At 42.3% G+C, this 26,069-nt stretch carries 22 protein-coding genes; 7 read left to right on the top strand and 15 right to left on the bottom strand.

Features of this window, described 5'->3' with window-relative positions:
- Positions 1–12: 12 nt before the first annotated feature.
- The 3 genes from treC to L1611_RS13115 all read right to left on the bottom strand — a co-directional run bounded on the left by treC (position 13) and on the right by L1611_RS13115 (position 3,979).
- A complete protein-coding gene (gene treC / locus L1611_RS13125; RefSeq protein ID WP_236313883.1) occupies positions 13–1,701 on the bottom strand; it encodes an alpha,alpha-phosphotrehalase in 1,689 nt (562 codons plus the stop codon).
- Positions 1,702–1,777: 76 nt separating this feature from the next.
- Positions 1,778–3,190: a PTS system trehalose-specific EIIBC component gene (gene treP, locus L1611_RS13120; RefSeq protein WP_236313881.1), complete on the bottom strand. Its 1,413-nt coding sequence runs from the start codon at positions 3,188–3,190 to the stop codon at positions 1,778–1,780.
- A 213-nt stretch (positions 3,191–3,403) separates the two neighbouring features.
- Positions 3,404–3,979, bottom strand: coding sequence for a YhcN/YlaJ family sporulation lipoprotein (locus L1611_RS13115; protein ID WP_236313875.1), 576 nt, complete (start codon positions 3,977–3,979; stop codon positions 3,404–3,406).
- 120 nt (positions 3,980–4,099) lie between these two features.
- On the opposite strand from L1611_RS13115, the gene L1611_RS13110 reads away from it, so the two are divergent.
- The gene (locus tag L1611_RS13110) at positions 4,100–5,077 is read left to right on the top strand and encodes a tyrosine-type recombinase/integrase (RefSeq protein WP_236313951.1); all 978 of its coding nucleotides are present in this window, start codon (positions 4,100–4,102) and stop codon (positions 5,075–5,077) included.
- A gap of 83 nt (positions 5,078–5,160) precedes the next feature.
- Here the strand turns inward: L1611_RS13110 and hfq are convergent, their stop codons facing one another.
- From hfq to L1611_RS13085, 5 genes are all read right to left on the bottom strand, one after another.
- A complete protein-coding gene (hfq, locus tag L1611_RS13105) occupies positions 5,161–5,403 on the bottom strand; it encodes an RNA chaperone Hfq (protein WP_236313874.1) in 243 nt (80 codons plus the stop codon).
- Between the two features lie 33 nt (positions 5,404–5,436).
- Positions 5,437–6,375 carry a tRNA (adenosine(37)-N6)-dimethylallyltransferase MiaA gene (gene miaA, locus L1611_RS13100; RefSeq protein ID WP_236313866.1) on the bottom strand — a complete coding sequence of 313 codons (939 nt, stop codon included), beginning with the start codon at positions 6,373–6,375 and terminating at the stop codon, positions 5,437–5,439.
- A gap of 18 nt (positions 6,376–6,393) precedes the next feature.
- A complete protein-coding gene (gene mutL, locus L1611_RS13095) occupies positions 6,394–8,271 on the bottom strand; it encodes a DNA mismatch repair endonuclease MutL (RefSeq protein ID WP_236313864.1) in 1,878 nt (625 codons plus the stop codon).
- Positions 8,250–10,877 (bottom strand): DNA mismatch repair protein MutS, encoded by a 2,628-nt coding sequence (mutS, locus tag L1611_RS13090; protein ID WP_236313862.1) that lies wholly within the window; start codon positions 10,875–10,877, stop codon positions 8,250–8,252. Before mutS ends, mutL begins: the two co-directional genes overlap by 22 nt.
- Before the next feature lie 285 nt (positions 10,878–11,162).
- Positions 11,163–11,729 carry an outer spore coat protein CotE gene (locus tag L1611_RS13085; RefSeq protein WP_225065533.1) on the bottom strand — a complete coding sequence of 189 codons (567 nt, stop codon included), beginning with the start codon at positions 11,727–11,729 and terminating at the stop codon, positions 11,163–11,165.
- A 279-nt stretch (positions 11,730–12,008) separates the two neighbouring features.
- On the opposite strand from L1611_RS13085, the gene thpD reads away from it, so the two are divergent.
- On the top strand, positions 12,009–12,899 hold the full coding sequence (thpD, locus tag L1611_RS13080; protein WP_236313859.1) for an ectoine hydroxylase: 891 nt from the start codon (positions 12,009–12,011) through the stop codon (positions 12,897–12,899).
- A 121-nt stretch (positions 12,900–13,020) separates the two neighbouring features.
- Here thpD and L1611_RS13075 read toward each other — a convergent pair whose 3' ends face one another.
- Positions 13,021–13,230 carry a hypothetical protein gene (locus tag L1611_RS13075; protein ID WP_236313857.1) on the bottom strand — a complete coding sequence of 70 codons (210 nt, stop codon included), beginning with the start codon at positions 13,228–13,230 and terminating at the stop codon, positions 13,021–13,023.
- 130 nt (positions 13,231–13,360) lie between these two features.
- Between L1611_RS13075 and L1611_RS13070 the strand changes: the two genes are divergently transcribed.
- Genes L1611_RS13070 through L1611_RS13050 form a run of 5 tightly spaced genes read left to right on the top strand, consistent with a single transcriptional unit; the run spans position 13,361 to position 18,075 of the window.
- Positions 13,361–14,866, top strand: coding sequence for a spore germination protein (locus tag L1611_RS13070; RefSeq protein ID WP_236313855.1), 1,506 nt, complete (start codon positions 13,361–13,363; stop codon positions 14,864–14,866).
- A complete protein-coding gene (locus L1611_RS13065) occupies positions 14,859–15,971 on the top strand; it encodes a GerAB/ArcD/ProY family transporter (protein ID WP_236313853.1) in 1,113 nt (370 codons plus the stop codon). Before L1611_RS13070 ends, L1611_RS13065 begins: the two co-directional genes overlap by 8 nt.
- Complete coding sequence (locus L1611_RS13060; protein ID WP_236313852.1) at positions 15,964–17,049, top strand: Ger(x)C family spore germination protein; 1,086 nt, start codon at positions 15,964–15,966, stop codon at positions 17,047–17,049. The genes L1611_RS13065 and L1611_RS13060 overlap by 8 nt, the downstream gene beginning before the upstream one ends.
- A 34-nt stretch (positions 17,050–17,083) precedes the next feature.
- On the top strand, positions 17,084–17,581 hold the full coding sequence (locus tag L1611_RS13055; RefSeq protein ID WP_236313851.1) for a CBO0543 family protein: 498 nt from the start codon (positions 17,084–17,086) through the stop codon (positions 17,579–17,581).
- A 23-nt stretch (positions 17,582–17,604) separates the two neighbouring features.
- Positions 17,605–18,075: a CBO0543 family protein gene (locus L1611_RS13050; RefSeq protein WP_236313850.1), complete on the top strand. Its 471-nt coding sequence runs from the start codon at positions 17,605–17,607 to the stop codon at positions 18,073–18,075.
- Positions 18,076–18,465: 390 nt separating this feature from the next.
- Here L1611_RS13050 and L1611_RS13045 read toward each other — a convergent pair whose 3' ends face one another.
- The 6 genes from L1611_RS13045 to L1611_RS13020 all read right to left on the bottom strand — a co-directional run bounded on the left by L1611_RS13045 (position 18,466) and on the right by L1611_RS13020 (position 26,052).
- The gene (locus L1611_RS13045; RefSeq protein ID WP_236313840.1) at positions 18,466–18,885 is read right to left on the bottom strand and encodes a YlbF/YmcA family competence regulator; all 420 of its coding nucleotides are present in this window, start codon (positions 18,883–18,885) and stop codon (positions 18,466–18,468) included.
- Complete coding sequence (gene miaB, locus L1611_RS13040; RefSeq protein WP_265738447.1) at positions 18,885–20,405, bottom strand: tRNA (N6-isopentenyl adenosine(37)-C2)-methylthiotransferase MiaB; 1,521 nt, start codon at positions 20,403–20,405, stop codon at positions 18,885–18,887. Before miaB ends, L1611_RS13045 begins: the two co-directional genes overlap by 1 nt.
- A gap of 387 nt (positions 20,406–20,792) precedes the next feature.
- Complete coding sequence (locus L1611_RS13035) at positions 20,793–21,968, bottom strand: glycine C-acetyltransferase (protein WP_236313833.1); 1,176 nt, start codon at positions 21,966–21,968, stop codon at positions 20,793–20,795.
- Between the two features lie 54 nt (positions 21,969–22,022).
- Complete coding sequence (gene tdh / locus L1611_RS13030) at positions 22,023–23,063, bottom strand: L-threonine 3-dehydrogenase (RefSeq protein WP_236313832.1); 1,041 nt, start codon at positions 23,061–23,063, stop codon at positions 22,023–22,025.
- A gap of 385 nt (positions 23,064–23,448) precedes the next feature.
- On the bottom strand, positions 23,449–24,315 hold the full coding sequence (locus tag L1611_RS13025; RefSeq protein WP_236313831.1) for a 2-oxoacid:ferredoxin oxidoreductase subunit beta: 867 nt from the start codon (positions 24,313–24,315) through the stop codon (positions 23,449–23,451).
- Entirely contained in the window at positions 24,316–26,052 is a 1,737-nt protein-coding gene (locus tag L1611_RS13020; protein WP_322972551.1) for a 2-oxoacid:acceptor oxidoreductase subunit alpha, read from the bottom strand.
- Positions 26,053–26,069: the final 17 nt, after the last annotated feature.

Raw genomic sequence — 26,069 nt, 5'->3', positions numbered from 1 at the left:
ACCATTACCAGTTTAGCATGATTTTGCAAAGTAAAAAACGACGGATTCATACGGGCGCAATTTAAACCGTTCATGATTTCCCTTCAGTTCGGGATAATTTGAAAGCAATACAGTCGACTGGCGATCCGTTAACCCGATTTGTTCCGGTAATCTGAATTCTGTTTCTTTCTCATAAAAGTTATTGACCACAAGAAGTTTTTCGTCCTCCTGATTTCGCAAGTATGAAAATATTTGCGGATCATCTTTATGAATCAATTGATAGTCACCATTCGTGATGATGTCATATTCCTTCCGGAGTTCGATCAGCCTTTTATAATGGTAAAAAACTGAATCTGAATCCAACAATGCTTTTTCCGTGTTGACTTCCCTGTAGTTGGCTGCTACATCGATCCATGGTTCCCCTTCAGTGAAGCCGGTATTCTTTTCTGCATTCCATTGCATCGGTGTACGGGAATTATCCCTCGATTTCTGCTTGAGGATTTCAAGGATTTCTTTTACAGACTTCCCCTCATTTTTCATCTTTTCAAACGCATTGATCGACTCCACATCACGATATGATCCAATTTCTTCAAATCCAGGGTTGGTCATCCCGATCTCTTCACCCTGGTAAATGTAGGGTGTGCCATGCATCATATGGATCGTCGTGGCAAGCATTTTTGCTGATTCGTTCCGGTATTTTCCTTCATCACCAAATCGGGATACGATTCGCGGCTGATCATGGTTACACCAGAACAATGCGTTCCAGCCCCCTCCTTCGAACATATCGACCTGCCATTTTGATAGGACTTTTTTCAATTGGATGAAATCGAAATCAGATCTCGTCCATTTCTCGCCGTTCGCGTAATCAACCTTCAAATGATGGAAGTTGAAGGTCATGTTCAATTCCTTCCGTTCTGTCTTCGAATATTTGATACAGTGGTCTACAGTCGTTGAAGACATTTCACCGACTGTCATGACGTTATAGTCAGATAAAACCTTTTCGTTCATCTCATTCAGATATTCATGAACTCTGGGACCATCCGTATAAAACTTCCTTCCGTCTCCTGGGGATACACTTCCGTCATCATCTAAGAAACGTCGATCTTTGGAAATGAGGTTGATAACATCAAGCCTGAATCCATCGATACCCTTTTCGAACCAAAAATGCATCATATCATAAACTTCTTGGCGGAGCTCTTCATTTTCCCAATTCAAATCAGCTTGCGTAACATCAAAAAGATGTAAGTAATATTGACCGGATTCAGGATCATGCTCCCAAGCAGAACCCCCGAATTTCGATTGCCAATTGTTCGGCGGCTTGTTGTCCCCGCCATCTTTCCATATATAATAGTCCCGAAATTTACCATCAGGATCTGCAAGGGCCTGCTTGAACCATTCATGTTCCGTTGAGGTATGGTTAACAACAAGGTCCATGATCACCTTGATTCCTCGAGCATGTGCTTCTTTCAACAAGTATTCAAAATCCTCCATGGTGCCATATTCTTCATGGATTTTATAATAATCCCGAATATCATAGCCATTATCCTTTTGTGGAGAATCATATACCGGGGTAAGCCAGATAACATCTATCCCAAGTGTTTTTAAATAATTCAATTTCGCTACTATTCCTTGGAGATCCCCTACTCCATTTCCGGTCGTATCATTGAAGCTTTTCGGATAAATTTGATATACAACTGATTTCTTCCACCAATCTGTATTCATAGACGACTTCCTTCCATAGATGTAGATTATAAGGATGAAAGGGAGGGAGCTGTAAAAAAACTCCATCCCTGAATGGTCATTGCTTTTTCAATTTACCGTATAAATATGTGAGGACAAATGGCAGTATCAAAACCACTCCCATTCCAACGAAGAATGCTCCCCAGTATCCTTCCGCGATTGATAAGAATCCTGGCAAACCTCCAACACCGATCGAGTTAGCCTTTACTCCATTCAACATTACAATCAGTCCTGCAATCGCTGAGCTGATCATCGCGGCGATGAACGGGTACTTGAAACGGATATTCACCCCGAACATCGCGGGTTCAGTAATGCCAAGAAATGCTGAAACTGCAGACGTATAGGATAACCCTTTCAATTTTTCATCCTTGGACACATAAGCCATGGCAAGTGCTGCTGAACCCTGGGCGATGTTCGATAGTGCAAGCATCGGCCAGAGGAACGTTCCGCCAGTAGAAGAGATCAACTGTAAATCCACTGCGAGGAAGGTATGATGCATTCCGGTGATGACAAGCAATGAATAAAGACCACCGTAGATGATTCCGCCTAAAGCTGCAAAATTATCAAAAATGCTTACAAATCCATCGGTGATCAGGTTCCCGATTGCAAAAGTAATAGGTCCGATCGCGATAAATGCTAAGAATCCTGTGACTAAAAGCGTAATCGGTGCAACGATCAATAGTTTGAAAGCATCAGGGATTTTGGAATTCATGAACCTTTCGATTCTGGCCAGCACATAAGCAGCCACAAGCACAGGCAATACTTGACCCTGGTAACCTACTTTTTCAACATCCATTCCGAATAAATTCCATGCGGGAATTTTTCCGCCTTCTTCAACTACCTTTCCATAATCCCAGGCGTTCAACAGGTCTGGATGGACGAGCATCAGTCCAAGCACGATCCCTAGTAACGGACTTCCTTCAAAACGTTTGACTGCCGACCAACCGATCAATGCAGGCAAGAATACGAATGCGGTGTTCGCAATAAGGTTGATGATGTCTGCAAGATCTGCCCATTGTGGATGCACATCGATCACCGATTTACCGTCATAAAAGATTCCGGGACCAGTAAGAATATTGTTAAGCCCCATCAACAAACCAGCCGTAACGATGGCTGGAAGAATCGGGATGAATATATCCGCGAGTACTTTCACCGCTTTTTGAAGCGGATTCAGCCTTTCTGCAGCGGCACTTTTCACATCGTCCTTCGACGCTTCACCGATACCAGTGATCTCTACCATTTTTTTATAGACTTCATCTACCGTTCCTTGACCGATAACGACCTGGAACTGGCCATTTGTTGAGAATGATCCTTTGACAAGGTCTATTCTATTCAGCTTATCGTGATCTACCTTCCCTTCATCATTCAAGACAAGTCTAAGACGCGTCACACAATGTGTTGCAGTATGAATGTTTTTTCTACCCCCAAGGGCAGCCACTATTTCCTCTACTACTTCATGACTAACACTCATGATCTGTTTCTCCTCCTCATACGAAAACGGTTACATATAGCGGAATAGACGACGATCTAGATCCCCAGTTCTATTCCCATATATTTAAAACCGCTTTCAATTACTTGTATATACATGTTAGTGAACATTTTATACTTGTATATACATGTCTGTCAATGGAGAAATATATGGAAGGATAAAACCCATTATAAAAAATAACCCTCTTGATGAGAGTTATCTTGGAGTATTCGGTAAATGTTTGATCTGTTCTCGATCCACGTCCATTTTTGAAGGATTGGATTCATCTATTTCCCTATTGTTTTTCGCTTTAATCTGTCCGATCATCGTCCCTACTTCGTTATATATTCCATGATTAAGTCTGCGGTGTTCAAGTTCTTTTCCCCATTCCTTCATTTTTTTCAAATGAGCCGGGTCTGTCGTCACCATAGCATTAGCCCCCTGGCTGAGATCATCTAATGAAGCATATATCAGATCTACTGTCGCATTTTCATCTGCACCTTTTTCTAACTTCGCACCGACGATTGAATAGATCCCCGTTACGATTGCATCAGCACTCTCTACTCCTTCCACTTGTTCAGTCATTTTGACAAGATCTTCAGCCTGTTCACTCTCCCCGTCCCGTTCTTTTACAAGAGGACTATGTTCTAACCCGCTTTCATTTTGACTTATCCTCGTTTTACCAGGATTCGTATAGTTTTCTTCCCAAGCCTGATCAAGTGCTTCATCCCCATTGTTACATGCAGCGAGAACACTGGCGATAAAAAGGACAGCAATGACTTTCTTATACACACATACCACCTCACGCTATTTTTTGTATAGCGTTTGATTATTCAATAGCGGTTATACATACTGACAGAAAAACCATGATATAATCAACCCAAAGGTATGTAAGGTGGTGTGGAAGTGATCATGGAAAACAATGAAACACCTCAGGCTGCGATCGATTTCATCCTTGATCTTGAAAAAAGGGGGAGACGACCTTCTACGGTCAAAAGATATCAATATGATCTTGAGGATTACCTCGCATGGATCCGTGTAAACGAGATGTCCTATCATGAACGAGAAACATTCACAGAGCTGTTCGTCCAAACTTACTTTGACTTTCTGATCAATGAACGGTCCTATTCATTCCGTACATTGAAACGGGTTTATAGTGTATTGAACCAATATCACCGTTTCCTCATTCACAAAAAAATCATATCTGATAATCCGCTTTCATCGATTGAGTTACTTAATGATAAGGAAGATTCCTTTACTGAAGATATGTTCATAACCGATGAGGAATTAGGCAGCCTATTGGAAGTCATACCTTCTGAGGATGGATTGACTGAAAATCAGTTGAAGGCTCATGAGCTTTTATCAAAAAGAAATCTTGGCATCATTACCCTTATGGCAGATCATGGTGTGACCTTGCATGAGGTCAGTGCGATTGAAGCACGTCATCTATCATTTATAAAAAAAGAGTTGATCATACCGACTACTGAACAAACAGCCAAACGGATCATCGAACTCTCTTCTAAGGAAAATGAAATTCTATTCGAGTATTTCCGGTCGATTCCGGAAGCTGTACGTCCTGCACAATACAGTGCGGATCCGTTTTTCGTCGCCTTTGATTTCCAAAGGTTGACCTATAGATGGAGTTATGAAGAAGATCGGCCGAAAAGGCTAACTGAAATCGCTATCCAAAAAATGATCCGGCAAGAAATCAAAAGGGCAGGGCTCCGAAAAGGAATTTCCGCACAGCATTTCAGAAGGACCGCAATCCTCAGAGCCATTCTCGACAGAAGAGATACCGAACAGATCCAATATCATTTTGGCATGAAAACCCCTCTTACATTAAACCGTTATCTGAATTACGCGGAAGGACGATCTGTCTCTTCTTTATAAGCATACGAAAGCCCTGGACAGGAAGTTCCCATTGTCCAGGGCTTTTATATTTGGTTATGGGATAAATCACACCCGCTATTGATTTAACCGTTCTGGTTATTGTTTTCAGAAGAAAAATCAACAGGACGCTGTGGTGTGAAAGTTGAAATCGCATGTTTGTAGATAAGCTGCTGCTTACCGTCCGATTCCAATACAACGGTAAAATTATCAAATCCTTTAACCAGCCCTTTAAGCTGGAAACCATTTAATAAATATACTGTTACGAAGATGTTTTCTTTTCTTAAGGTGTTCAGGAATTGATCTTGAATATTAATGGATTGCTTCATGTGTATAGGCCTCCTCAATAAACGTTCATAACACTAATTCGATTCAGAATTGAGCTTTCCTGCCACAAAACGCAAAATTGATGGAATTTTTTCATTTATTGAACCATTTGTAACATCGAACCATTCCACGTCCATCTGATGGCGAAACCAGGTCAACTGTCTTTTAGCATACCTTCTCGAGTTCCTCTTTAAGGTCTCAACGGCTTCTTCTAAGCTGCATTCACCCTCAAGATATGCATAAAGCTCTTTATAGCCGATCGCTTGTACGGCTTGGGTATTCCGGACTCCTGCGTCAAAAAGGGACTGAACTTCTTCGAGTAAACCTTCGTCCATCATAAGGTCGACTCTAAGGTTGATTCGTTCATATAATTGCTCACGGTCCATCGTCAATCCGATCGTGATAAGATTGAATAGAGTTTCTGCTCTGCGATGGGCAGGCGCGGTTTCCAAGCTACCTGTCGCATGATGAATTTCCAATGCTCTGATGACACGACGGATGTTGTTCGGATGGATTTGGGAAGCGCGTCCAGGATCAATTTTTAACAGACGTGCATGTAATGCTTCGGGACCATATTCTTCCACGTAGTCTTCCAGCATTCCCCGGTATTCGGGATCTGCGCCCACATCCGTGAACTCATAATCGTGAGTGACCGACCGGATATAAAGGCCAGTACCGCCAACCATGATCGGAAGACTCCCTTTTTCATGTAATTGTTTGATTTTCAGCTGGGCATCTATTTGAAAATCTGCCGCAGAATAATCTTCGAAGGGTGTCCTGATATCAAAGAGATGGTGCGGTATTCCTTCTTTTTCATGTTCTTTGATTTTAGCCGTACCTATATCGAGCCCTTTGTATACTTGCATCGAATCACTGTTGATGATTTCTCCGTCAAACGCTTTAGCAATCTCGATGCTTGTTTTCGTTTTACCGACCGCTGTCGGGCCGACGATGACGACTAATGCTGGTTTCATCGATTACCTCCAAGTATGTTACATGACCCTTTTGAACATTTTCTCCATCTCATAAGTCGTGAATTTGATGATGATCGGCCTGCCATGTGGACAGGTAAAAGGATCACCGGCTTTTCTCAATGTTTCGATCAGAGCTATCATTTCATCATTTTTTAAATGCCGGTTCGCTTTGATCGATCCTTTACAAGACATCATGATGGCTGCGTCTTCACGGAGTTTTTTCAAATCGGTCTTTTTTTCTGAAAGGATCTGATCGATAATCTCCTGGATCGTTTCCTGTTCTTCTCCGCTCGGGAACCATTGTGGATGAGACCGGACGATGAATGTATTGCCTCCGAAAGGTTCTAAAAAGATTCCGATTGACGCAAGCTCATCCTGATGGGCTTCAATCACCTGTGCTTCTGTATGGGTGAATTCGAACGTCAAAGGAACTAACAATTCCTGTACTTCATGCTCAAACTCACCAACCTTCTCACGGTAAAACTCATATTTGATCCGTTCTTGGGCTGCATGCTGATCGATGATGTACATCCCCTGTTCATTTTGGGCGACTATGTAAGTGCCGTGCACTTGCCCAACGGGATACATCGGCGGAACGCGTGAAGAAGGTGCCCCTTCTTTTGGATCCAAGTCAGGTGCCAGTTCTGGTTCTTGCTGTTCAGGTTGTTTTTCCTGCCGATATTCATATCGATCTTTTGTATGGGTCGGTTCATTTGACGATTGGACTGTATTCCCGGTTCTGGGCTCTTCTACATGTTCGATCGGATCTCTTCCTGTACTACCGTTTTTCTCATCTAACTTCATCTTGTTATCCGTCTCTGGTAGATAAGAGGCAAACTGAAAGCTTGGTTGTTCGGACTTCAGCTTCTGGATCGATTGCTGTTTCGGATTCAATGCAGAGGGAATCAGTTCCGTATGTCTTAACACTTCAGCAACCCCGTCTTCAACCGCTTTCGTCAGTTCTTGTTCTTTACTGAACCGCGCTTCCAACTTGCCTGGATGGACATTGACATCGACAAGGATCGGGTCAAGCTCGATGGAGAGGATCACGATCGGATGACGTCCAATCGGAAGCAATGTGTGGTAAGCTCGTTCGATTGCTTTATAGATTGCGAAATTCTTGATGTACCTGCCATTGATGAACAATGAAACATATTGACGGGAGGCTCTAGTGATTTCGGGCTTGGCCGTAAATCCGCTGATCGAGTAATCCAGTGTATCTTTTTTAACTTTCAGCATCTTTTTCGCAACTGACATTCCATAAATACCAGCGATGACTTGCAGAAGATCACCGTTCCCTGCAGTACGCAATACGGTTTTCCCGTTATGCTTCAGGTGGAAAGCGACATCAGGATGTGCCATAGCCTGGCGGTTGACCACATCTGTGATATTCCCTAATTCAGTATGGACCGTTTTCAAATGCTTTAACCGTGCCGGTGTATTATGGAACAGTTGTGTCACTTCAATCGACGTCCCTTTCCGGCTGTCCGATTTCTTTTGATCGATGACCTTTCCGAATTGGATCGACAGCTCGTCACCGGCTCCTGCTCCCGTACACGTTTTCACCTCGACTTTTGAAACGGACGCGATACTCGGCAGTGCTTCCCCTCGGAATCCAAGTGTTCTTATGTGGAACAAATCGTTTTCATGCTTGATCTTGCTTGTAGCATGACGTTGAAAAGCCGTCAGCAGATCATCACTTTCGATCCCATCCCCGTTATCGATGATTTCGATTCTGGATAAGCCGCCCTCATCAACTTCAATATCGATACGTGAACTGTTCGCATCAATCGAATTCTCAACTAGTTCCTTTACAATAGATGCAGGGCGTTCAACAACTTCACCGGCTGCAATCTTATTGGATAAAAGATCATCTAACTGTTGGATTTTACCCATTTCGATCCCTCCTGCCTCTCCTTTTTAATCGACATTTGAAGTTCATAGAGAGTATTCATCGCTTCAAGAGGTGTCATGGCAAGCAATTCCAAACCTTTCAATTTTTCTAAAGCAGGGTGTAGTTGTTCACTTGATTTCCGAATCTTTCTTTTGGACTCACTATATGGCTCAAAAAAGGACAACTGCCCTTCATCTTCCTTTACTGGTTTATCAGCATTGTTTTTTGCATTTTTTGAAGATTCGAAGTCTGTCAATAATTCATTTGCCCGCTTGATCAATTCAGCCGGTAGCTGTGCCAATTCAGCAACATGGATCCCATAACTGCGATCAGCCTTTCCATTCTCAACACGATGGAGAAATACGACCTTCCCATTCTCCTCTATCGCCTTCACATGGATATTTTGCAATCGTTCAAGATGATCCTCAAGAACCGTCAGTTCATGATAATGTGTGGAAAATAACGTTTTGGCGCCAATATTTTCATGAATATACTCAATAATGGATTGAGCAAGCGACATCCCGTCATATGTTGAAGTACCACGGCCGATTTCATCCAGCAACAAGAGGCTCCTGTCCGTTGCATGTGTCAATGCATATTGCGTCTCCATCATCTCGACCATGAACGTACTCTGACCGCCAGCCAGGTCGTCGGCTGCACCAATACGAGTGAAAATCTGATCAAAAATCGGCAATGTTGCACTTTCAGCTGGAACAAAGCATCCCACCTGTAATAGGACCGAGGAAAGGGCAACTTGTCGCATGTACGTACTTTTACCAGCCATATTCGGACCCGTGATCAAAAGGACTTCACGTTCATGATCCATATGGACATTGTTGGAAACGTAATCCTGACGGTCCATCATTTGTTCGACAACCGGATGACGACCAGCTTCAATATGGATAGTTCCATCCTCCACAATCCGAGGCTTGCAGTACTGCCCGTCCTCACTCACTACTGCAAACGATTGTAATACATCGATTTCACTGATTTGTTTCGCCAGTACTTGCAGTTGAGGGATGAACGTTTTCACTTCTTCACGGATATTGATGAAAAGGTCGTACTCCAGCTCAATCGACTTCTCTTCAGCTTCGAGAATGATGTCTTCCTTTTCCTTCAATTCCGGAGTAATGAACCGTTCAGCATTCGCCAGTGTCTGCTTACGTTCATATCTTTCTTCGTCTATCAAATGAAGGTTGCTCTTCGTCACTTCGATGTAATATCCAAACACCCGGTTATACCTGATTTTCAATGATTTGATGCCGGTTTTTTCACGTTCGGACTGCTCAAGGGAAGCAATCCATGCTTTTCCATTGACACTTGCATCCCGGTATTCATCCAAACCATCATGATAGCCATTCTTTATGATATTCCCTTCTTTGATTGAAAGGGGTGCCTCTTCATGAATCGCACACTCCAACAACTCCGCAAGTTCCATACAAGGATCCATGTTTTCTGACCGCTCGACTAGACTTGGATAATCCATATCAAGCAACGCATCTTTCAGAGAAGGGATCTTTTGAAGGGAGCGCTTCAACTGGATAAGATCCCTTGCATTCACATTTCCATAAGCGACTTTGCCGGCCAACCGTTCAAGATCATATACTTCGGTCAATTGTTCGCGGATCTGTTCGCGATTGAAAAATTGCTTCATAAATGTTTCGACAATCGATAGCCTCTCTTCAATTGCTTTCCGATCAAGCAATGGATGTTCGATCCACTGTTTCAACATCCTACCGCCCATCGCAGTTACCGTCTTGTCCAAAAGCCAGAGCAAAGAGCCCTTCTTCTGTTTTTGACGAAGTGTTTCCACCAGTTCAAGATTACGTTTCGAATTCGGATCGATTTTCATATACGCTGTCGTTTCAACATACTGGAATTTCTGAAGATGGTCGAGTGATCGTTTTTGGGTACGGACAAGATAAGCGATCAATTGGTTGGCAGTATGTTGCAGTTCTTCACTTTGCAGTTTACTTGTTATGCTATGTAAATGTTCCGGCACTTCGTTATCGTCTTCGAACGAAACCGTAAATTGATACACATCCTTTAAGAGTTTCAGCTCGTCTTCTGCTATATTGGATGGGACGATGATCTCTTTTGCAGAAATCGATTGCAGTTCAAGACAAACGGCTTTCCAGTCCTCTTGAAGGAACTTCACCGCATTCTGACCCGTGGAAAGATCACTGGTCGCAACACCATATCCATCCTCAAAAGGTGTAACGGATGCAATGAAGTTGTTCGCCTTTTCATCCAATAAAGCCCCTTCCATCACCGTACCAGGGGTGATGACTTGGACAACATCCCTCTTTACTACGCCCTTGGCCACTTTCGGATCTTCGACTTGCTCACATACCGCGACTTTAAATCCTTTTTCAATCAGCTGCACAATATAATTTTGTGAGGAATGATGAGGGACTCCACACATCGGGATACGGTTACCCTTTCCACCATCACGGCTAGTCAAAGTTATTTCAAGTTCCTGGGATGCTTTAAGTGCATCATCAAAGAACAATTCATAAAAGTCTCCTAAACGAAAAAATAAAAAGGCATCCTCATATTTTGCCTTAATCGATAGATATTGCTGGATCATTGGAGTGTATTCAGCCATTTTAGCCCTCCGTCTTACATATTTTCTACACCCCATTATAGCATAATTCGGTTTTCTGATTGGAGGGATGAGGCTTAATTCAATTATAAATTTGCACGAGGTTTAGTAGTACATCGGCCCTATTTGGCGTGTATTTCGATTATCCGCACGATTTCTGTGAAAACGGCGTGATTACATAAATCTCTTGGCCTTTTCTTGATGGTTTCAATATTGGTTACACAATGCTTCAACTTCTGATCAGATGAATCAAAAAACAAGGAAGAAGTTTTCTTCTTCCTTGTTTACCTACTCCTCTAAATCACCTAGAAGGAAATTCGGATCTAGATCTTCAAATTCTTCTCCATCTACTTCATCTTCCCAAGAATCGTCTTCAAATTCTTCTTCAACACCATCTTGGTTTACATGGACCCAAACTTTCGTTTCTCCGATTACTTCAGCAATGAATTCCCGCTCAACTTGCACAAGTATTTTGTTGCCGTTTGGAGAAATTGTCGCTTCTAATGTATTAGGTTCCTGAATAGCTCTGGCATTCACTTGAGTATGTGCTCCCAATGAGTTTTCATCTCTTTTTGAAAGATTACAGCTATCTTTATACTTGATCGTCTCAGTTACGACCTCTGTCTTTGTATTGTTATTGTAGGAGTACCATACATTAATATCATAGCTGCCTTCAACATCAACTGCATTGCCGTTCTCTACTGCCTTATAATTGTGGTTAATGATCCAGCAACCGAGAATACTGGATGGTTTATGAGCAGGTGTAACCGTGTGGGTGGCCTGTGAGAACTTTCTCCCCTTACCGCAAACCGCTTTAGTTATAATTTCTCTGTAACTGAAATCGTTATTGGCCATGTAACTCAATCCCTCCTCTTCCAATCTTCAATTCATCCTATGCAGGGCGAATGACTAGTGTGCTAAAAATTTTATAAACTCGTTCATAATGTCCCGTTAGTTCAGTCTATGAGATTCTTACGAAATTATTGTTCATTTTTTTCTATTTTTTAAATTTATCTCTTCATTACGGTACGTGAAATTTTAAATGAATTTTCTTCTTTTTTAAAAAATTAGGTTTAGTTAAATAGCTTGGGGGTACAACAATAAATGACCATTTCTAATCGAAGGAGTGTTAATATGGAAGATTTATATCCGTCAAGGAACAATGATCAATTTGAAGTTCTCCAGAGAAAGGATCCGGTCATCCATGGAGATGTCCGTACAAGGAAGGATTGCCCTTTATCGGATCAACAGCTTTCCTACTATGAAGAAAACGGGTTCATCATGTTGGAAAACTTCTTTAATAAAGAAGAAGTTAAAAAATTACAGAATGAAATTTTCAATTTGCGTGATGAGAACCAAGAAACAGAGTCCCCAAAAATCATCAGGGAACCGGAAAGTGATGGAATCAGGTCCATATTCGATTTCCATAAAAGCAATTCCTGCTTGGACGAATTGACAAGAACCCCTGAATTAATCAACATCGTCAACCATTTGTTAGGCGATGATGTGTATATCCATCAATCACGGGTCAATTATAAACCTGGTTTCACAGGAAAAGAGTTCTACTGGCATTCGGATTTTGAAACCTGGCATGTGGAGGATGGGATGCCACGGATGCGAGGTTTAAGTGTATCGATTGCATTGTCTGACAACTACTCTTTCAATGGACCGCTCATGCTCGTACCAGGTTCACACCACTATTATATTTCCTGCGCCGGTGAAACACCTGAAGACCATTTCAAACAATCCCTTAAGCGTCAGGAATTGGGTGTTCCAGACCATGACCATATGAAATGGCTTGTCGATGGTGGTGGAATCGAGGTACCGACTGGAAAAGCTGGATCATTGATCATATTCGAATCCAATACGATGCACGGTTCGAATAGTAATATCACCCCATATGACAGAAACAATCTTTTCCTCGTCTATAACAGTGTCCACAATCGACTTGTCCAACCATTTTCCGGTGGCAAACCAAGACCCGATTTCATTGCAAACAGAAGAGAGGAAGAAATCAAAGTATAATAGTTAAAGAAAACTCGGGCTTTGCCAAGCCTTAGGTGTAGGCTGAGTCATAGTTGTACTTATACTGAAGAAAGTATTTTATACTTTCTTTAAGTGAAAAAAAGCTTGAGAGCGGTGCTGATCATGCACCGCTCTCTTCTTCATTCAAAATTTTATCTGTATCTTCCCGGAATTCCTTGACCTCCTGTTTATATAGAAGGAGAAAAGGGAGAACCATCAGGTATAAAATAAATAGGACCAAAAAGATCTTTGCAACCCCACTCATAAGAAAGTAGGCCGAGACAAAAAAACCGATTACGAACAACACTGGAACGATATAACCTAATATCATGTAAACCTCCACCTTTCCTTCCCTATCTTTTCCTAATGAAGTATAAATAATAAGCCTACAGTAAAAAATGATAAGAACAACCATTCATTATCAGGTTAGGGCTTATTTACATTCAGTAGGGGGAAATGAGATGTTGAAATGGTGGAAGAATAAAAAAAGATTTCCAAAAGATCCACAAGTTCAACAAAATGACTCCATCCATTCTTTGATCGAGACTCTTAAACAATCGAAGGACTTTACATCTGATCCCCTTACGGGTCCGACGGATTGTATCGTTTCTTACATAAAGACCATAATCGAACCGAAATTCCTACATAAATCAATTTTACCAGTACTTAAATCGCAACAATTGAAAGATTTAGAAGAAATTAAAGATCATGTTCCAGTCAACAACATCAAGATCACCGATGATTTAGAGGAAATCCGGATAAGAATCATGCAAGGAGATATCATGATCCGGATGAAAGAAACCGATGACCGGGCGCTTTTAATTCCGGCAACTACAGTCGAGACAAGAAAAGTCAGTATTCCTGAAGTGGAGTTTAGTGTTGTCGGTCCGAAGGAAGCGTTCGTCGAGTCGCTGGATACGAACATAAACCTTTTGAGAAAACGCCTGACATTACCGCAATTGACCATTCGTGAAGTGATGATCGGCAAACTGACGAAAACCCGGGTGGCCGTCATATCCATTGAGGGGATCGCAAATAAAGAGAACCTTAATACTGTCCTTCAACGTTTGAATGCAATCGAATATGACCAGATCATCGATAGTTCGTTCCTTACACAAATGATGTCAGACAATTCAAACTCACCTTTCCCACAATTTTTAGATACGGAACGACCGGACCGAGTGACTGAGGTATTAGTGGAAGGAAAGATCGCCATCATCGTCGATGGGTCTCCCCATGCTTTGACATGCCCTACGACCATCGTCGAATTCTTTTCTGCATCAGATGATTACTTCTTGCCCTGGCACCTGGCGTCTGCATTTCGTCTGATCCGTTTATTCGCTGTCATATTTTCCGTGTTGAGCACTTCTTTATATGTGGCAGTCTTGACGCACCATCAAGAAATGATACCTGAGGATATGATGGCGACTATTGTTTCTTCTCGGGCAGATATACCCTTTCCACCGATCATGGAAGTTCTCGTATTAGAGTTGACCATCGAGTTGCTTCGGGAAGCAGGAGCTCGACTACCTGCAAAGGTCGGCCAGACGATCGGTATCGTTGGCGGTATCGTCATCGGGACAGCAGCAGTCGAAGCAGGTTTGACAAGTAATGTGCTGTTGATCATCACTGCACTTGCAGCGTTAGCATCTTTCACAACACCTGTTTATCAAATCGGTAATACAATCCGGCTTATCCGATTCCCTTTTCTACTTTCCGCACAACTTTGGGGGTTGGTGGGAATATCGATGTGCATGGCCTTTTTCATCGGTCACCTGATTCGACTCCAATCAATTGGAAGGCCATTTTTTGCACCGCTCTATCCACTGCGGTTCAGGGATTTGAAGGATGCTTTCATCCGCTTGCCTTTCAGTTTACAGTCGAAAAGGCCAATGCAGACGCGGGCTGATGATTCAACACGTTTTAACCCAAATCGTGTCCAGGAAAAGAGAGATATCGATGATTAGACCCAAACAATCAGGCACACAGGCTCTCTCGGAAAATGTGAAGGTTTCACCGACTCTTGTCTTTTTTTTGATTCACTCCATGCAAGTAGGTATCGGTATTTTAGGATTTGAACGTTATATCGTAAAAGATGCGGGTTATGATGCATGGGTCTCGATACTAATCGGGGGCGTGATCATGCATATTCTACTATGGATGATCTATCATATCCTTGAAGATAGTGACGGAGACCTTGTTTCTGTCCACAACGATATCTTCGGTAAGTTTCTCGGTGGATTATTCAGTATCATCTTCAGCTTCTATTATCTGTTGCTCACACTGACTGTTATCCGAACCTTTGTCGAAGTTGTCCAGGTGTGGATCTTCCCACGTCTGAATGTTTGGGTATTTACGTTCCTTTTCCTTTTATTGGCCTATTATTTTGCAGCAGGTGGCTTCCGTATTGTTACCGGTATGTGTCTGTTCAGTGTCATCCTTGGTTTGCCTATCCTTGCATTGAAATTCTATCCTATTCAATACGCACATTTGGAAAACCTATTCCCGGTAATCGACCATACCCTCATTGAAATTTTAGCAGCAACCAAAACAGTAACCTTGAGTTATTTGGGAATTGAATTGTTATTGATCTATTATCCGTTCATCAAAAAACCTGTTTCCTCAAAAAAATGGGCGCACCATGGTGTTTTTTTCACTACTCTTCTTTACCTTGTAACAGCACTTGTATCCTTCATCTATTACAGCGAAAAAGGGATTCAGAGTGTCATCTGGCCGACCATTTCCTTATGGAAAATCGTCGAGCTTCCTTTTGTGGAAAGGTTTGAATATGTTGGTATAGCCCTGTGGGTTTATGTAATTTTACCCAATATATGTTTGGCTTTATGGGCTGCAAGCAGAATTCCCCGGCGAGTGTTCCATTTCAGACAGCGGTGGGTTCTCATTCTCTATTTCATTATCCTTTATATCGCATCCGGATTGTTGAAAGACAGAGAGATGATCGATACGTTGAACGATTGGACTGGTAAAATTGGCTTCTATGTCCTTTTGTATATTCCCATCTTGTTCATTATTCAAAAAGCTATGAAAAAAGCGAGGAAACGACATGCTTAAGATTATCTACCGGTTCGTCCCTATCTATATCTCAATCTGTGTACTTGCAGGCTGTGAAATAAATAGCATAGAGGATGTAGCGATCATACAAATTGCCGGATATGATTATATCGATGAGGAAAAGTTCAGAGGAACGGTTTCAGTGCCAGAGTTCAGTCGATTTGAAACGGGTTCCACTACATCAGAAAAGTATTTTACCGCTACAGGTGAAACGTTAAAAGAGATACATGCCAAGTTACAAGGGAAGTCCTCTAAACCGTTGATCCATGGAAAGGTCACAGTTAATCTCTATAATGAAGAACTTGCCGAAAATGACATCTCCTTTCTACTCGACAATTTGTTGAGAGATGCAAGTATCGGAAGAGAGGTCTATTTGGCTGTAGTCGATGGTTCTTCAAAAAATATGATCGAAACCGAGTACTCTGAAAGTGAACGGACTGCAAGGTATATCAACGGGATAATAAAAAATAATATAGAGGAAAATTTCCCGACAACAAATCTGCATGACTTTTCATATGCTTATAATGCGGAAGGGATGGACGGCTTTCTCCCGTTGCTGAAGAGATACAGTGATCATATAGACATCCAGGGGATCGCTTTTTTTAAAAAAGGTAGATTTGTCCATACCGTCCCTTTTTCGGATAGTTTTGTGTTCAAAATCATGAAAGAAAACATGAAACGCGGGAATCGGAAGATCGAGTATGAAAACCATGATTACATCATTGAAAACATCGGATCGGGGGTTAAATATCATGTCGTTAGAAAAATGGAAGATCCAAAGTTCCGAGTTGAAATAAACCTGGATGGAATATTGAATGAAACAACAAGATTCAAATTACCTCAGGATCCTAAATTCCTGACAAAGCTTGAAGGTAAGCTAGAAAAAGATCTGGAAGAAGATTGTTTGAATATGCTTGAAGAATTTAAGGAAAAGAACATTGATCCGATCGGATTTGGTAATGTTCTAAAAAGCAGAGTACGCGGGTTTGATTATGATCACTGGAAAGAAATTTATCCATCAGCCGATATTGAGGTTGACGTTAATGTAGAAATCCTTGAAACCGGTATCACTTCATGATGGTTAATACGATTTGTAATAAGGGGGGCTTTTCATGCATGTCTCACTGGTTTTGCTATCCATATTTGCAACCTGGAAACAGGGAAAATGGAAGAACTGGAGTCAATATCATGCCACGATCCTTTATCTAATCAGCATGAATTTGCTCTATTTTTTCCTTTGTAAGGATCAATTGTTATGGCGGATCGTACCGGATATGGGTATATCCTACGTCGTAACTGAGTTGCTGTATTTATTCGTCATTTTCCCAGCCACCGTCCTTCTATACTTAAGCAACTATCCAACGACCACAGTCCGGAAGGTTTTGCGTATTTTAAAATGGGTTGGTATTTATATCGGATTTGAAGCCCTAGGAAATGCATTCGGAAAAATCGAATACTTCCGTGGTTGGAATTTATTTTACTCGTTCCTCTTCCTTTGTATGATGTTTCCGATGCTACGGCTCCATTATGTCAAGCCTCTACTTTCCTATTTGATTTCACTCTTCATTATTATCATTTTAATATTTTCTTTAAATATTTCCCTATCCTGACAAGCAGAAGGTGAGCTTATCTTATGAATATCCTTATACAAAAGTTGATCAGTTTGCTATTGTTCATTCTTCCTTGGTTAATATGGTGGAAAGTTTTTGATCGAACCCGTATATTTGAAGTCTTAACTTTTGGATCACTCGTCTCGATCATTGCTATTTTCATCGATACGATGGGAGTCCATAACGGATGGTGGGTATACCATGAAAAATTGTTCGATCAAGTGCCCCATTTTGTCCCGATGGATTATGCCGCTCTCCCAGTCGGCTATATGATCACCTATCAAATGGTCCATACATGGAAGCGCTACATTCTGGCTGCTTCCCTGCTCTCTGGAACAGGGGCGTTCATCATTGAACCGCTTTTCATCCATTTGGGATTTTATGAGCAGCTGAATTGGAGCCATATGTATTCTTTTATCATCTATTTTCTGATGGCAGTCGTCTTGAAATTTCTGTTTGAACGATTGAAGCAGTCCATCAATGCTGCTTCATGAATTTTCTGGAAAGTAATCTCGTATAGATTGTTGCTTTACAAATTTGGCTTTCCGCGGACGAAAGAAAAGCAGAAACACCCGCCTAGTCACTAGGTTAATGGTAGGCTGACGAGGGGATCGACCCAAACAAAGTTCGGTTCTTCGTGGGCTCATACATTAGATGTAAATCAATGTATCGACCGCAACAGAGGACTGATGCGGTCTAAATATTTCCAGCTTTCATTTCCTTATCAGCATTCAATTAGCAACGATTTTTTAGAATCAAAAGAAAGGGCTGTCCCATAAGTGTCTGACTTCACCATTCCGAACAACATTTTGTAAAAAATCGTGATGAATACAAAATGTTGTGTTGGTGTGTCTGACACGATTGCTTTGGGACAGCTCCGTGTATTAATATCGTTTATGTTTGACTGCTGATCCTGTCATCCCCTTCAACTGATCACCGCCTGTTTCACGAATGATTTCATTCGTTACAGTATTCGAAATCGTGGAGGTGATCAACTGTAAAAGGTCGTTCACATCTGTTTGTGATTGCTTGAATTCCATTACGATCGGAATGGCGTCCACTTCAGCATGAAGGCTCGCAAGCTTGTCTTCCACTCTTTTCAGCGCCTCGTGCTTTTGATAGTGCTGAAGGTTGACCGCTTCCTGTTGATACATTTTGATTTTACCGATCAACTTTTGTACTTTATCATTTTCGTTTATTTTTTCTTCCGCTTTTTTGAAGAAGTCCACTTCTTCTGTCGAAGAGATCATTTTCGCCAGCTCTTCTGCTTTTTCAATAACCTGTTTCCTAGTATAGTGTGCCATTATACCCTCACCTCTGCCGTTTCTACAAGCTCACCATTGAGACTCCATGTTTTAGGATCTGTCACTTTCACATTGACAAGTTTACCAATCAACGATTTCGGTCCCCGGAAATGCACCAGTTTATTCGTTCTGGTATAACCAGCCAGCACATCAGGGTCTTTTTTACTTTCCCCTTCAACCAATACTTCCACGACCTGACCATCCAATGCCTTGTTCTTCTTAAGGAAGATTTCATTCATGACGCTGTTCAGTCGTTGAAGACGTTCTTTTTTCACTTCCATCGGTACATTGTCCTCCATCTTCGCAGCAGGAGTACCGTCCCTTGGTGAATAGATAAATGTGAAGGCCATATCGTATTCAACTTCTCTCACAAGCGACAAGGTTTCTTCAAATTGTTCTTCGGTTTCGTTCGGGAACCCAACGATGATATCTGTCGTAAAGACAGCTTGTGGAATCTTGTTCTTGATCTTTTGTACAAGCTCCATATAGTGTTCCCTTGTATATTTACGCGCCATCAACTTCAACACATCAGAACTTCCATGTTGGACAGGCAAATGGATATGCTCGACAAGGTTCCCGCCTTTTGTCAGGACATCAATAAGATGATCGTCAAAATCCCGTGGATGGCTTGTTGTGAAACGGACACGCGGGATGTCGATCTTACGTATCTCATCCATCAAGTCTCCAAGCCCATACTCCATATCATCAAAATCTTTTCCATATGCATTGACATTCTGCCCAAGCAAAGTGATTTCTTGGTAACCGTTTCTTGCAAGATGTCGTACTTCTTCAATGATATCTTCTGGCTGGCGGCTCCGTTCCTTACCTCTTGTATAAGGGACGATACAATAGGTACAGAATTTATCGCAGCCATACATGATATTGACCCATCCTTTGATATTCCCCTTACGCACTCTGGGAAGATTCTCAACGATATCTCCTTCCTTCGACCATACTTCAATGACCATCTCTTTACTGAAGACAGCATTTTTAATTAATTGTGGAAGTCGGTGGATATTGTGCGTACCGAAAATCAAATCGATATGCTGGTGCTTTTGCATGATTTTATTGACGACAGACTCTTCCTGGGACATACAACCACATATCCCGAGGATCAGGCCGGGTTTTTCAAGCTTGAGCGGCTTCAAGTGGCCGATCTCCCCAAATACTTTGTTTTCAGCATTTTCTCGAATTGCACACGTATTGAGCAGGATGACATCCGCATCCTTTGTGTCTGTAGTCGATTCGAATCCCATATCCGTCAATATCCCTGCCATGACTTCAGTATCATGTTCATTCATTTGACAACCATACGTACGGATCAAGAACTTTTTCCCCTGTCCGATATTTTTGAAGTCATCATCTATCGTAAAGTCTTTATGAAACTGGATCTTTTCCTTTCCCCGGCGTTTCGCATCCTTCAGGGATGGAGGCTGATACGTTGTTTGAAAATACTTCGAGTAATCTTTTGCTTCTTTCTTATGTTCCGGTGATTCGATTACGGAGGTATCCTTTTTCAATCTTCTCACTCCTTACTTCAAAATCTAATTCTATATAAACGCTTTAAGGTCCTAATAATCTGTGTAGTTAACTAGTTTATTATAACAAATTCAGGTACGCTTGACCATGAAGATCAGTAGTCGAATATACAATTAGTGTATACTACAAGGAAAATGGGTGAGAATTTGAAAGAAGATATTGATGCCAGAAAAGTCAAGTCACATGAAAAAAACTTGCACAACCAGGTTTGAGCTTTGGATGGACTTATACTGAAAAAGGGGCAGTCCCATAAGTGTCTGACTTCACCTTTTTTGAACAACATTTTGAGGAAGCGTGGTATTGATAAAAATGCTGTATTGGTGTTGTGTGACACGATTGTTTTGGGACAGCCCTTTTGTTTTCCAATATTAAATGATATTCAGTTCTTTACCAGCCTTTTCAAATGCGTCAAGCGCTTCTTGCAAGTCTTCCCTACTATGCTGTGCAGTCACGATAGTACGTACTCGAGCTGATCCTTTTGCTACAGTCGGGAAGCCGATCCCCTGGGCAAATACGCCATACTCGAATAGTTTATCAGAAAGCTTATGAGCCAGTGCCGCGTCACCTACAACAACAGGGGTGATCGGTGTTTCACTTTTACCAGTATCAAACCCAAGCTGCCTCAGACCGTCTTTGAAGAATTTTGCGTTCTCCCATAGCTTTTCGATCAATTCTGGTTCTTCTAAAAGGACATCTATCGCGGCTGAGCATGCTGCTGTCACTGCTGGAGGATGGGATGTGCTGAATAAGAATGGACGTCCTTTATGAACGAGATAATCTCTTAATGCTTGTGTGCTTGCAACATATCCGCCTAATACTCCAATTGCCTTGCTGAGCGTTCCGACTTGGATATGTACACGCCCATTCAAGTCAAAGTGATCGATCGATCCACGGCCGTTTCGACCAAGGACACCACTTGAATGCGCATCATCCACCATAAGGATCGCATCATATTTTTCACAAAGCTCCACGATTTCAGGAAGCGGTGCGATGTTTCCGTCCATAGAGAACACTCCATCTGTTACGACGAGACGGACACGGTAATCGGAAGATTCTTTTAAGGCACGCTCAAGATCTTCAACATCGACATGATTGTAGATTTTTCTATCAGCTTTGGTCAGACGGATTCCATCGATGATCGAAGCATGGTTCAATTCATCTGAAATGACGACATCTTCCTTCGTCAAGATGGATGATAGAACACCCTGGTTCGTCGTGAACCCGGATTGGAAAACGAGAGCCGCTTCAGTATGCTTGAATTCTGCGAGCTTTTTCTCATATTCTTCATGCATCGCTAACGTACCCGCAATCGTACGGACAGATCCTGTCCCTACTCCGTAATTTTCAACGGCTTCCATGGCAGCCTCCTTCATCCGCGGATGGTCGGTAAGGCCAAAATAGTTGTTGGATGATAACTGGATGACTTCTTTTCCTTTGATAACGACCCTTGCTCCTTGTTCAGATTCTAAAGGGATCAATTCGCGGAATACACCTTCAGACTTCATTTGATCAAGTTCGTTTTGCAGATACTCAAAACCTTTCACTACTCATTCCTCCTATCATGATAATGATTGCAATAATTCATGGAAAACCTCTTATTAAGGCTTCAATACCACTTTTCCACATTTTCCTTGCAGCATCAATTCAAAGCCCTTTTCAAAATCTTCTAGCGGGAATTCATGTGTAATCATCTTTTCAACATCCACCTGCCCTGACCCCAGGAGTCCCGCTACCTGGCGCCACGTTTCGAACATTTTTCGTCCTGTGATCCCTTGGACTGTAATTCCCTTGAACACGATATCATTCGTAATGTCGACTTCTACAGGTTTGACAGGCAGACTCAAAATCGACATACGTCCACCATTGGTAAGCATCTTGAATCCCTGATCGATCGCTGCTGGATGTCCAGACATTTCACAGACAACCTCGACACCGTTTCCATCTGTCAGTCTCATAGTGACTTCAACAGGGTCTTGTTCTTTTGAATTGACTGTCGTCGTCGCACCCATTTCTTTTGCAAGATTCAAGCGGTATTCATTCAGATCATATGCGATCACCTGGGAGGCACCGGCAGCCTTTGCGACACCGACAGCCATAAGTCCAATCGGCCCGCACCCGATAACCGCTACCGTTCTGCCTGCAACATCACCAGCGAGTATAGTATGGACAGCATTTCCCATTGGTTCCTGCACTGAACCGACAGCCATAGGCAGGTCAGGGTCATTTACCCATAAATTTTTAGCTGGAAGTGCGACGTATTCTGCAAAACATCCATCGATGTCTACACCAATGATTTTTGTATTCCGGCATATGTGGGCATTCCCGGTCAAGCATTGCGGGCATTCCCCACAAACGATATGGGTCTCTGCAGAAACGGAGTCACCAATTTTGACGTTGGTAACTTCAGCCCCAACTTCTACGACTTCTCCTGCAAACTCATGACCAAATATATAAGGGGGATGAACTCTGCTTGCTGACCATTCGTCCCAGGCATAAATATGTACGTCTGTACCACAAATGGAAGTGGCCTTTACTTTGATCAATGCTTCATCTTTTTTTATTTGAGGGATATCTACCATCTTGAGCTTAGCGCCTTTATCGCGATGGTGCTTAATAATCGCTTTCATTTTTCCTTCCACGGTGTACACTCCTTTTAATTCCACAATAGACTACCCTCTGAAATTGTATCATGACAACATTAAGCAGTAAAGGTGTGTCCTTATAGAGCGGACATACGGTTATCACTGATGGAAGGACACTCTATATCATTTTGCAATTACTCCCCTTAAACTATACCTTATTTTGTTTATATTTCGTTTTTTTACTTTTATTTTGATTATCGTTGATTTATTCAAAAAGAAAGTTTTCGTACATAACTCGCTTTCAGCGGGTTAAACAAAAGCGGAAGCGACCCGCGCTTAACTAGATTCCGAAGAGGAGGCTGTCGGGGTGCCGCAGGCGTTAGAAAACAACATTCAAAAAACCCCATCCGGTTAAAGATGAGGTTTTTAGTAAACGGTTAGGTTACATGAACTCGGAAATAAGTTCATTAAATTGTTCGTCATCAATGCTTAGATCCGCTTTGGATAATGCCGTTTCACTGTATCCATGGGCAAGATCTTGATATGACTTCTTATTTTTATCCTGATAAATCAAACCTTTGACAAGGCCATTGTTTTCCATCAATGTTTGCATTGCAATCATACGGTTTGAAGAATCATAGCTCTCTATATCAGCTAAGCTGACTAGATTTTCTTTGAACCAATCATACGTATTCACCTTATTGTAGGTTACACAAGGGCTGAACACGTTGATGAGTGAGAACCCTTTATGCTGGATCCCCTGTTCAATCAACGAGGTCAATTCTTTCAAATCACTGGAAAAGCTTTGGGCAACGAATGTCGCTCCAGCGGTCAATGCTGTTTCCATGATCGAAATCGACGATTCCACAGACCCTTCCGGGGTACTCTTCGTTTTGAATCCGAAATCAGAACGAGGAGATGTCTGACCCTTCGTCAAACCATAGATCTGGTTGTCCATGACGATGTATGTCACATCGATGTTGCGACGGATTGCATGGATCGTATGTCCCATACCAATTGCGAATCCATCTCCATCACCGCCGGATGCGATGACAGTCAGATCGCGATTCGCCATTTTAACTCCTTGGGCGATCGGCAATGATCGTCCATGAATACCATGGAATCCATAAGAATTGATATAGCCTGAAATACGTCCGGAACATCCGATTCCAGAAACAACAGCCAAATCATCTGGTTCTAAGCCGATATTCGCAGCAGCGCGCTGGATTGCCGCCTGAACAGAGAAATCTCCACAACCTGGGCACCAGTTCGGTTTTACTTGGTTACGAAAATCTTTGAATGTTGCCATCTATAACAACTCCTTGCATTTTGTGTAGATTTCTGAAGGCAGGAATGGATTCCCGTTGTATTTCAGCACATTGTTGATTTTATCAAGATTCCCAATGTTCATCTTCATGATATTTGCAAGTTGACCGGTTGAATTATTCTCAACGACGATGACTTTCTTTGCAGAATCGACCATTTCCTGCATTTCTTTTGCAGGGAACGGGTGCACTAAGCGTACGTGTGCGTGATTGACTTTGATTCCGTCGTCCTCTAAACGCGGCATCATTTCTTCAATCGCTCCGCGGGTTGAATTGAAACCGACGACAAGGACATCAGCCTCATCATGCTTATCATTTTTGAATATTGGGTTTTTGAACTTCAAATTTTGAAGTTTCCTGTTCCGTTTGTCCATCTGATCCTGGCGGTTAGCTGCTACTTCAGATGGTTTACCCGTTTGGTCATGCTCCACCCCTGTCACATGGTAAATTCCATTCTTCGTACCAGGCAGGACACGAGGGGAAATCCCATCTTCAGTCACTTCATAACGTTTGAAGTATTCTTTCGCTTCAAGCTCAGGTAATTCATCACCCTGGAGCTTCCCACGGCGGATCTCTGTCTTGCTGTAATCAAGCGGTTGGACTGTTTGCTTACCTAATGAAAGCTGCAAGTCTGACAACACGATGACAGGACATTGATATTCCTCGGCAATGTTCAAAGCTTCTACAGCATCATAGAACGCTTCTTCTGCAGTACTTGGTGCGATAACCACTTTCGGAATCTCGCCATGTGTACCATAGATCATCGCCATCAAATCAGATTGCTCTTGTTTTGTCGGTAATCCCGTAGAAGGACCGCCACGTTGGGTATCAACAATTACGAGTGGAGTTTCAGTGATACCTGAAAGGCCGATCGCTTCCATCATAAGGGATAGACCAGGCCCAGCAGATGCAGTGATCGTACGGACTCCTGCGTAATTCGCCCCGATCGCCATCGTCGCTGCTGCAATTTCATCCTCTGTCTGGATGACGGTTCCGCCATACTTAGGAAGGTGTTTGATCATGTATTCCATGATTTCAGATGCTGGGGTAATCGGGTAAGCAGACATGAAACGTACACCACCGACTAAGAAACCGAGGGATATTGCATCGTTCCCGATTATGAACATACGCTTTTTACCATCAGCTTTTTCCAGCTGAAGACGCTCAATCGGACCGCCTGCTTGCTCGTTGAAATACTCAGCACCTTGACGGAGTGCCTCCATATTCTTCTCGACCACTTTTTCACCTTTACGACCATAAACTTCTTGAACGATTTCACGGTAATCTTCTGTCGATTGGCCAAGTATCGCACTTGTCGCACCAATTGCAACCATGTTCTTCATTAATGAGGTCCCTAATTCATTCGCAATTTCGGTAAAAGGAACCGCATACAACTTTGCTTTACAGTCCTCTGGAGCAGTCGGGTTGAACTTTGCGTCTGCAATGATCAATCCTTCTTCGTGCAACTCGTGGTAGTTTACATCGATCGTTTCCTGATCGAATGCCACCAAGATATCCAAGTCATCCGAAACCGCACCTATTTCCTTTGTGGAAACACGGATTTTGTTATTCGTGTGCCCTCCCTTAATACGAGAAGAAAAGTGACGGTATGTATAGAGATAATAACCTAATCGGTTTTGAGCAAGTGAAAAAACTTCACCAGTGCTGTCGATTCCTTCACCCTGTTGTCCGCCAACTTTCCATGAAAGTTGATCTACCATTTCGAACTCCACCCCTT

It is taken from the genome of Pseudalkalibacillus salsuginis, assembly GCF_021646685.1.
Taxonomy (GTDB): Bacteria; Bacillota; Bacilli; order Bacillales; family Fictibacillaceae; genus Pseudalkalibacillus; species Pseudalkalibacillus salsuginis.
This window is presented reverse-complemented; position numbering and strand designations above follow the sequence as displayed.

Bases quoted from the DNA above. Each gene is read 5' to 3' on its own strand.
- L1611_RS13045 (WP_236313840.1), bottom strand. From the start codon at position 18,885: ATGGCACACTATACTAGGAAACAGGTTATTGAAAAAGCAGAAGAGCTG.
- treP (WP_236313881.1), bottom strand. From the start codon at position 3,190: ATGAGTGTTAGTCATGAAGTAGTAGAGGAAATAGTGGCTGCCCTTGGG.
- L1611_RS13050 (WP_236313850.1), top strand. From the start codon at position 17,605: ATGAATATCCTTATACAAAAGTTGATCAGTTTGCTATTGTTCATTCTT.
- L1611_RS13070 (WP_236313855.1), top strand. From the start codon at position 13,361: ATGTTGAAATGGTGGAAGAATAAAAAAAGATTTCCAAAAGATCCACAA.
- L1611_RS13020 (WP_322972551.1), bottom strand. From the start codon at position 26,052: ATGGTAGATCAACTTTCATGGAAAGTTGGCGGACAACAGGGTGAAGGA.
- L1611_RS13060 (WP_236313852.1), top strand. From the start codon at position 15,964: ATGCTTAAGATTATCTACCGGTTCGTCCCTATCTATATCTCAATCTGT.
- L1611_RS13065 (WP_236313853.1), top strand. From the start codon at position 14,859: ATGATTAGACCCAAACAATCAGGCACACAGGCTCTCTCGGAAAATGTG.
- L1611_RS13055 (WP_236313851.1), top strand. From the start codon at position 17,084: ATGCATGTCTCACTGGTTTTGCTATCCATATTTGCAACCTGGAAACAG.
- miaA (WP_236313866.1), bottom strand. From the start codon at position 6,375: ATGAAACCAGCATTAGTCGTCATCGTCGGCCCGACAGCGGTCGGTAAA.
- hfq (WP_236313874.1), bottom strand. From the start codon at position 5,403: ATGAAGCAATCCATTAATATTCAAGATCAATTCCTGAACACCTTAAGA.
- mutL (WP_236313864.1), bottom strand. From the start codon at position 8,271: ATGGGTAAAATCCAACAGTTAGATGATCTTTTATCCAATAAGATTGCA.
- L1611_RS13025 (WP_236313831.1), bottom strand. From the start codon at position 24,315: ATGGCAACATTCAAAGATTTTCGTAACCAAGTAAAACCGAACTGGTGC.
- thpD (WP_236313859.1), top strand. From the start codon at position 12,009: ATGGAAGATTTATATCCGTCAAGGAACAATGATCAATTTGAAGTTCTC.
- mutS (WP_236313862.1), bottom strand. From the start codon at position 10,877: ATGGCTGAATACACTCCAATGATCCAGCAATATCTATCGATTAAGGCA.
- L1611_RS13075 (WP_236313857.1), bottom strand. From the start codon at position 13,230: ATGATATTAGGTTATATCGTTCCAGTGTTGTTCGTAATCGGTTTTTTT.
- L1611_RS13110 (WP_236313951.1), top strand. From the start codon at position 4,100: ATGGAAAACAATGAAACACCTCAGGCTGCGATCGATTTCATCCTTGAT.
- treC (WP_236313883.1), bottom strand. From the start codon at position 1,701: ATGAATACAGATTGGTGGAAGAAATCAGTTGTATATCAAATTTATCCG.
- L1611_RS13085 (WP_225065533.1), bottom strand. From the start codon at position 11,729: ATGGCCAATAACGATTTCAGTTACAGAGAAATTATAACTAAAGCGGTT.